The 6,913-nt window shown below is 72.2% G+C and carries 8 protein-coding genes and 1 pseudogene; 5 read left to right on the plus strand and 4 right to left on the minus strand.

What is annotated here, in order from left to right; genetic code table 11:
- A pseudogene (locus STRIP9103_RS51495) lies at positions 1–107 on the minus strand (DUF3027 domain-containing protein); the annotation flags it as partial.
- Between the two features lie 401 nt (positions 108–508).
- Here STRIP9103_RS51495 and STRIP9103_RS14390 point away from each other — a divergent pair.
- The 4 genes from STRIP9103_RS14390 (at position 509) to STRIP9103_RS14405 (ending at position 4,101) form a co-directional block, all read left to right on the plus strand.
- Complete coding sequence (locus STRIP9103_RS14390; RefSeq protein WP_078613907.1) at positions 509–1,900, plus strand: MFS transporter; 1,392 nt, start codon at positions 509–511, stop codon at positions 1,898–1,900.
- Between the two features lie 81 nt (positions 1,901–1,981).
- The gene (locus tag STRIP9103_RS14395; RefSeq protein WP_048820278.1) at positions 1,982–2,473 is read left to right on the plus strand and encodes a hypothetical protein; all 492 of its coding nucleotides are present in this window, start codon (positions 1,982–1,984) and stop codon (positions 2,471–2,473) included.
- A gap of 28 nt (positions 2,474–2,501) precedes the next feature.
- Positions 2,502–3,239 carry a futalosine hydrolase gene (locus STRIP9103_RS14400; protein ID WP_009310487.1) on the plus strand — a complete coding sequence of 246 codons (738 nt, stop codon included), beginning with the start codon at positions 2,502–2,504 and terminating at the stop codon, positions 3,237–3,239.
- Positions 3,229–4,101 carry a 1,4-dihydroxy-6-naphthoate synthase gene (locus STRIP9103_RS14405; RefSeq protein WP_181800261.1) on the plus strand — a complete coding sequence of 291 codons (873 nt, stop codon included), beginning with the start codon at positions 3,229–3,231 and terminating at the stop codon, positions 4,099–4,101. The genes STRIP9103_RS14400 and STRIP9103_RS14405 overlap by 11 nt, the downstream gene beginning before the upstream one ends.
- A 47-nt stretch (positions 4,102–4,148) precedes the next feature.
- Here the strand turns inward: STRIP9103_RS14405 and STRIP9103_RS53085 are convergent, their stop codons facing one another.
- The gene (locus STRIP9103_RS53085; RefSeq protein WP_009310488.1) at positions 4,149–4,532 is read right to left on the minus strand and encodes a cold-shock protein; all 384 of its coding nucleotides are present in this window, start codon (positions 4,530–4,532) and stop codon (positions 4,149–4,151) included.
- A 173-nt stretch (positions 4,533–4,705) separates the two neighbouring features.
- Here STRIP9103_RS53085 and STRIP9103_RS14415 point away from each other — a divergent pair, with 173 nt between their 5' ends.
- Positions 4,706–4,957: a hypothetical protein gene (locus STRIP9103_RS14415; RefSeq protein ID WP_009310483.1), complete on the plus strand. Its 252-nt coding sequence runs from the start codon at positions 4,706–4,708 to the stop codon at positions 4,955–4,957.
- A 71-nt stretch (positions 4,958–5,028) separates the two neighbouring features.
- On the opposite strand, the gene STRIP9103_RS14420 is transcribed toward STRIP9103_RS14415, so the two are convergent.
- Both STRIP9103_RS14420 and STRIP9103_RS14425 read right to left on the minus strand, forming a co-directional pair.
- Positions 5,029–5,643 carry an HAD family hydrolase gene (locus tag STRIP9103_RS14420; protein WP_009310492.1) on the minus strand — a complete coding sequence of 205 codons (615 nt, stop codon included), beginning with the start codon at positions 5,641–5,643 and terminating at the stop codon, positions 5,029–5,031.
- Positions 5,644–5,686: 43 nt separating this feature from the next.
- Positions 5,687–6,781, minus strand: a complete 1,095-nt coding sequence (locus STRIP9103_RS14425; protein WP_048820280.1) for a hypothetical protein — start codon at positions 6,779–6,781, stop codon at positions 5,687–5,689.
- Between the last annotated feature and the right edge of the window lie 132 nt (positions 6,782–6,913).

The following is a 6,913-nucleotide window of genomic DNA, read 5'->3' on the forward strand; positions in this document are numbered from 1 at the left end:
GCGGCGGAGCGGGCGAGGTCGACCGCCTCGGCACACAGACGGTCGGGGGTGCGGCTTCGCGTTGTCGCTGCGCTCACAGGTATCGCTTCTCTCCTACGCCGTCTCACGTATGCGCCTTCCCTGGGCGGGGAGTGCGGACGGAGCGGACCAGAGGGCCGCGTCGACGTCCGCGCCCGATCGCGCTCGGGCGCACCTATGTCATCCATTCTGCGGGATGAACTTCAGGCGCGCGGCCGAGAACAACCACCGCGGGCGCGCTATGCACGCTACCTTCTCCGGCGCTCGGCGCGTAACCGCTGCGCTCGGCTTGGTCGGGGACTGTCGGCAGGGGCCTCGCCCCTGCCCCCGCGAGAGGGCTCGATGCCTTGGGTCGTTCGGCGGCTGCGGGTACGTCGTGGCTGGTGGCGCAGTTCCCCGTGTCCCTTCAGGGGCGCGGGGAACTGCGAGAACGGCCGCCATACGAGCGGTAACCGCACTACCCCGCCCCTTCTCGGGGCACTATGTCGGAGTGACCGGCGCCGAGCGGAGTGGTGGGCGTGGCGGGTCGGGTCGGGTGTCCGGGGCCGTCCGCTCGGTGGGGCGCGCCTTGCATTTGCCGGTGACGGGACCGGCCAAGGGCATCCGCAGGGCGACGCACGCGCACGGCGCCGGTGAGTCCGGCCTCGGCAAGCTCATCGAACTGCACGGAGTGAACGGCGCCGGTGACGTCATGATCACCGTCTCCCTCGCCTCCACCGTCTTCTTCTCCGTGCCGACCGACGAGGCCCGGGGCCGCGTCGCCCTCTACCTCGCCATCACCCTCGCCCCCTTCGCCCTCCTCGCCCCGGTCGTCGGCCCCCTCCTCGACCGTCTTCCCCACGGCCGCCGCGCGGCCATGGCCGGCGCGATGCTCGCCCGCGCCATACTGGCCCTGATCCTGGTCGGCGCCGTGGAGACCGGCGGCATCGAGCTGTATCCCGCCGCGCTCGGTGTCCTGGTCGCGTCGAAGGCGTACGGCGTGGTCAGAAGCGCCGTCGTCCCACGCCTCCTCCCGCCCCGGTTCTCCCTCGTCAAGGCCAATTCCCGGGTCACGCTGTGCGGCCTCCTCGCCACCGGCGCCGCCGCGCCCATCGGGGCGGGGCTGCAGGCCCTCGGGCCCCGCTGGCCGCTCTACGGCGCCTTCGTCATCTTCGTCGCGGGAACGTTCCTGTCCTTCTCGCTGCCGCACAAGGTCGACTCGGCGAAGGGCGAGGGCACCGCCCTGCTGGCGGCGGACGCCGAGCATCTGCACGGCCCGCACCGCAGCAGCACCCTCAAGCGGCCGGGGCTGCGGACCGTCGGCCCGGCCGTGACGCACGCGCTCGGCGCCAACGCCGCCCTGCGCTGTCTCTCCGGCTTCCTGATCTTCTTCCTGGCGTTCCTGCTCCGCGTCCATCCGCTCTCCGGTCAGAGCGCCGCCGTCTCGCTGGGCATGGTCGCCGTCGCGGCCGGTACGGGAAACGCGCTGGGCACGGCCGTGGGGGCGTGGCTGAAGCAGCGGGCGCCGGAGCTGATCATCGTGACCGTCGTGGCCGTGGAACTCGGCGTGGCGGTCATGGCGGCGTGCTTCTTCGGCGCTTTCCTGATCGCCGCTGTCGCCGCGGTCGCCGGTTTCTCGCAGGCCCTGGCCAAGCTGTCGCTGGACGCGCTGATCCAGCGCGACGTCCCGGAGCTGGTCCGCACCTCCGCCTTCGCCCGTTCCGAGACGCTGCTGCAGATGGCCTGGGTGGTCGGCGGCGCCGTCGGCATCGCCCTCCCCCTCAACGGCACCCTCGGCCTCGCCGTCGCCGCCGCGATCGTCGCCGCGGGCTGGTTCACGACCGTCCGCGGCCTCCTCTCCTCCGCCCGCCGCGGCGGCGCCCCCCGCGCCCGGGTGGCGTGAGCCGAGGCCCGCGGACCTGCCGGACCGGCACGCCGTACCCCACGTAAAGGCACACCTGGACGTGCCCGATAGCCTTCGCCCATGACCTCCCAGCCCCGCGGCGGAGCCGCCAACCGACACAGCCGTCGCGCCGCAGCCACTCTCGGCGCTGTTTCCGCCGGCCTTCTCGTCCTGTCCGCCTGCGATGAGCCGACGCCGATGGCCACCGTCACGCTCGGCAAGGAATCGGTGCACACCGAGGCCGAGTGCTACGAGAAGCTCAGCGTCGAGCAGGTCCAGAAGTGCACGAAGGAGAAGCCCTCCGAGTCGATCGAGCTGCCGCAGGGCGAGACGCTGCGCGTCGGTGTCGACCCGGAGATCTCGAAGACCGGCTGGGCCCTGTGGATCGACGGGGAGCAGGCGACCAACCCGTTCAAGAAGACGTACTACACCTTCGAGAACGCCGACCTGTTCGCCGTGCAGCCGGGGCAGCAGGCCAAGAAGTCGCTGACCATCAGCGTCGTCGAGCAGAACAAGGAGGGCACGGAGTTCAAGGGCGTGTGGAACTTCACGCTCACCAACCCCGACGCCTGATCCACCGGCCCGCCCCCGCCGCCGCCCGATGCGCATCCTCGTAGCCACCGCCGTCCCCGCCGAACGGGACGCGGTGGCACGGGCGCTCCCGGGCCCCGGTAACGAAGTCGGCCTCCCGGCGGCGACCCTCCGCCGCCACGGTTCCGCCCACGGTCACGACGGCGACCGCGGCTGCGTCTACGACCTCCTCGCCGCCGGTGTGGGCCCCGCCCCGGCGGCTGCCTCCACCGCCGCCGCGCTGACCGCCGCGGCCCTCGGCGGGACGCCGTACGCCCTGGTCGTCTCGGCCGGTATCGCGGGCGGCTTCCTGCCGGAGGCGCCCCTCGGCTCCCTCGTCCTCGCCGACCGGATCACCGCGGCCGATCTGGGCGCCGAGACCCCCGACGGGTTCGTCCCGGTCACCGAGCTGGGGTTCGGCACGGTCACGCACCACCCGCCGCGCGCCCTCGTACGCCGGGGCGCGACCGCGATCGGCGCCCGCACCGGGACCGTACTGACCGTCTCGACGGTGACCGGCAGCGCGGAACGCGCCGCCGCGCTCCGCGCCCGCCATCCGCAGGCCCTGGCCGAGGCGATGGAGGGCTTCGGCGTCGCCGAGGCTGCGGCGGCGCACACCACGCCCGTCCTCGAACTGCGGGCGATCTCCAACCCCGTGGGCCCCCGCGACCGCGCCGCCTGGCGTATCGGCGACGCGCTGACCGCCCTCACCGAGGCCTTCGGGAAGCTGACGCCCGTACTGGAGAGTTGGGACCCATATGAGCCCTGAGACAAGGACAGGCACCCACACGGACGACGTGCGGATCGCGTACTCGCCCTGTCCCAACGACACGTTCGTCTTCGACGCCTGGGCGCACGGCCGGATCGCCTGCGCGCCCGCGCTCGACGTGACGTTCGCGGACATCGACATCACCAACGGCATGGCCGAGCGCGGCGAACTCGACGTACTGAAGGTGTCGTACGCCGTGCTGCCGTACGTCCTCGACGAGTACGCGCTGCTGCCGTGCGGCGGTGCGCTGGGCCGGGGCTGCGGTCCGCTGGTGCTGACGCGTGAGGGTGGTGCGGATCTGACCGGGCGTACGGTGGCCGTCCCGAGCGAGAGGTCGACGGCGTATCTGCTCTTCCGCCTCTGGGCGGCGGACACGCTGCCGGGCGGGGTCGGGGAGATCGTGGTGCTGCCGTTCCACGAGATCATGCCGGCCGTGCGGGACGGGAAGGTCGACGCGGGGCTGGTCATCCACGAGGCCCGCTTCACGTACCAGAACTACGGCCTCCACAAGCTCGCCGACATGGGTGAGCACTGGGAGGACACGACGGGCCTGCCCATCCCACTGGGCGCGATCATCGCCAAGCGGTCGCTGGGGACGGAGGCCCTCACCCTGCTGGCCGAGACGATCCGTACGTCCGTCCGGGCGGCCTGGGACGACCCCGAGGCCTCCCGCCCGTATGTCCTCGAACACGCCCAGGAGATGGACCCGGCCGTCGCCGACCAGCACATCGGCCTGTACGTCAACGAGTTCACGGCGGAGCTGGGCGAGGACGGCTACGCGGCGGTCAGGGGTCTGCTCACCCGCGCGGCGGCCGAGGGACTGGTACCGCCCCTCGGCCCGACCGCGCTCGACTTCCCGTAGACGCCTGGACGCCTTCGAGGACTGGATGGCCTGGATGTCCAGAGGTCCTAGACGTCCAACTGGTCGGCGACGGCGCGCAGCAGACCCGCGATCTTCTTGCCTGCCGTGCGGTCGGGGTAGCGGCCCCGCTCCAGCATCGGGGTGATGTTCTCCAGCAGCGTGGTGAGGTCCTGCACGATCGAGGCCAGCTCGTCGGGCTTCTTGCGCTGGGCGGCGGCGACCGAGGGGGCGGGCTCCAGGATCGTCACCGACAGCGCCTGATCGCCGCGCTGACCGGCGACGACGCCGAACTCGACGCGCTGTCCCGGCTTCAGGGTGTCGACACCGGTGGGCAGTACGGAGGAGTGGACGAAGACGTCACCGCCGTCGTCGCGGGAGAGAAAGCCGAAGCCCTTCTCGCTGTTGAACCACTTGACCTTGCCGGTAGGCACGTCTGTCCTCGTCCTCGTACTCGTCGGAAACTGCGTCGGAAAATTTGTGCAAACAGCTCTGGATAGCACTACAGCGGGTCGTCGGGACCCGCCGGTACCAAGGCTAATGGTCCGGGGGCTGCTGACAAGACGTCGCCCGACTGTTCCCTCGCGCTGGGAACTACCCTGGTCCGGTGCGTGACAAAACCCAACCGAATTCCGCCGAACCCGGTGACCGGCTGATCCGCGTCGGTGCCATCGTCTTCTTCGCGGGCGCCCTGGCCACCCTCGTCACCGTGGCCCCGCTGTTCCTCGGTACGACCCCATTCCCCACATACATGTTCGCCTTGAGCATGCTCATGGGCGTGGGTTTCCTCATCGCCGGCGCAGGCGTACTCCAGTCCATCGCAGCGGGCAGGAAGAGGGCGCGGGGGGCGCGTTTCTAGCGGCGGACGGGGGTGCGGATTTACCGCCGGGTGGCTGACGCGCCCCGAGCTACCAGGCGCACGACCCCGGTTCACCCCCGGTGGGTTGTCAGCCATCCCGGGAACATCGTCAGGTCGGCCAGCACAACATCCGCCCCGGCCCCCCGCAATTCCCGCTCATCACAAGGTCCCGTGGCGACACCGACCGAATACGCCTCGGCGATCCGCGCCCCGCGCACGTCACCGATGTGGTCGCCGACATACACACTCGCCCCGTGCGCGCGCAGCGCCTCCGCCTTGGCCTCCGCCCACAGATCGCCGATGACCTCGTCCGGCTCAAGACCGAGATGCTCCAGGTGCAGCTTGGCGTTCGGCTCGTACTTGGCGGTGACGACGATGGCCCGCCCCCCGGCCGCCCGCACCGCGGCGATCGCCTCGCGCGCCCCCGGCATCGCCGGTGTCGCGGCGATCGCGATCGAGGGGTACATCGCGCGATAGAGATCGGCCATCTCCGGCACGTCCTCCGCCGGGAACCAGTGCACCAGCTCGTCCACCAGTGGCGGCCCGAGCCGGGTGATCGCGAGATCGGCGTCGATGTACGTTCCCGTCCGCGCGGCCAGCGCCTCGTAACAGGCGTGGATGCCCGGCCGCGAGTCGATCAACGTCATGTCGAGGTCGAACCCGACGGTCAGCGCGAGAGATGTCATATCCACCATTGTGCCCAGCGCGTCCCGCGCCCCCTCGCTCTTCTCAGCGGGGGCGTTGGGAGCGCCAGAGGAGGTAGAGGGCGGAGGAGACGGCGGCGACGCGGAGGACCCAGGGCCAGCTCTCGGCGAGGGCGTCGTTCATGTGGCCCCGGGCGATGGGGTCGCCCCAGCGGCCGTCGCCACGACCCCACAGCCAGACGATCCAGCCCCCGGCCACCACCCCCGGTACACCCAGCACGGCCCACTTCGACTCCGTGGGCGTGAGCCGCCGCGAGAGATAGGCGATCAGCCACCCCAGGCACAACGGCACCAGGCTCCCGATGACCGCGCCCGCGACCAGCAGCACGGCGGCCAGCAACAGCAGCGGGTTGCTCCAGCCGCCGCCGGCGGGCCGCAGCCGGGGCAGCCGACGCCGCCGGGGCGCGCCCTCGACGGCGTCACCCGCCGGAGCCGCCCCCTTCTGGACGGGGGCGTCCCCGCCGACGCCCACATCCTTGTCCGCCTTGTCTGCCTTGTCCGCCTTCGCCGCCTGATCCTCCTTCACCGGCGGCGGCTTCAGCAGCTCCGGGATCTCCACGCCCCCGACGAACCCCGGTACCGCGTCCCCGAGGCCGAAGTCGTCGGGGCCGGGGCCGCGCCCGGGCCCACCTCCGACCCGCCACCAGTCGGGCTGTACGCCGCTGTCGCCGAGTTCGTGCAGGGGGGCGAGGTGCGGCGGGGCGGCACCGTCGTCCGCGACGGGCGCCGCCGTCGGCTCGGAGGGGCGGGGGCGGGGGACGACGCGGCGGATGCTCTTGGCCAGCCCACCGGCCCGGCCCTCCGTCTCGTCGTCGTCCCCACCGCCGGTCGCCCGCTGCACGGGTACGGAGGACGGTGTCTGAGGGGCCTGCGGTGCCTCCGCCGCACCACCGGGCGCGCCGGCGGCTGCGACGACGTCGTCGGGGGTGCCGAGGCGGGCGATGATGCGGCGTACGGCGGCGGGGCTGTCCACCGGTGCCTTCGCGCGCCGCCGGTCGATCTCGTTCCGCAGCTCCGACACGAGCCGCATGCGGGCCGCCGACGGCAATTGCCGCTGCTGAGCCAGGTCTCCGACCCGGCTCAGGTACTCGTAGACAACCTGGTCGCTCTCAATCCCCACGAGGCCCCTCCGGGGGTTCCGCCGCATCCTCCGAACGACCGTATCGCTTCCCGGTACCCGGGGGTTGCGCACCACTGGCGAGGGCACCCGGCGGCTCCGGTCGGCCGGGGGTGGGTCTCGCTCACCGGCGCG

The sequence above is a fragment of the Streptomyces ipomoeae 91-03 genome (assembly GCF_000317595.1).
In the GTDB taxonomy this organism is placed as follows: Bacteria; Actinomycetota; Actinomycetes; order Streptomycetales; family Streptomycetaceae; genus Streptomyces; species Streptomyces ipomoeae.

Bases quoted from the DNA above. Each gene is read 5' to 3' on its own strand.
- STRIP9103_RS14405 (WP_181800261.1), top strand. From the start codon at position 3,229: ATGAGCCCTGAGACAAGGACAGGCACCCACACGGACGACGTGCGGATC.
- STRIP9103_RS14395 (WP_048820278.1), top strand. From the start codon at position 1,982: ATGACCTCCCAGCCCCGCGGCGGAGCCGCCAACCGACACAGCCGTCGC.
- STRIP9103_RS14400 (WP_009310487.1), top strand. From the start codon at position 2,502: ATGCGCATCCTCGTAGCCACCGCCGTCCCCGCCGAACGGGACGCGGTG.
- STRIP9103_RS14420 (WP_009310492.1), bottom strand. From the start codon at position 5,643: ATGACATCTCTCGCGCTGACCGTCGGGTTCGACCTCGACATGACGTTG.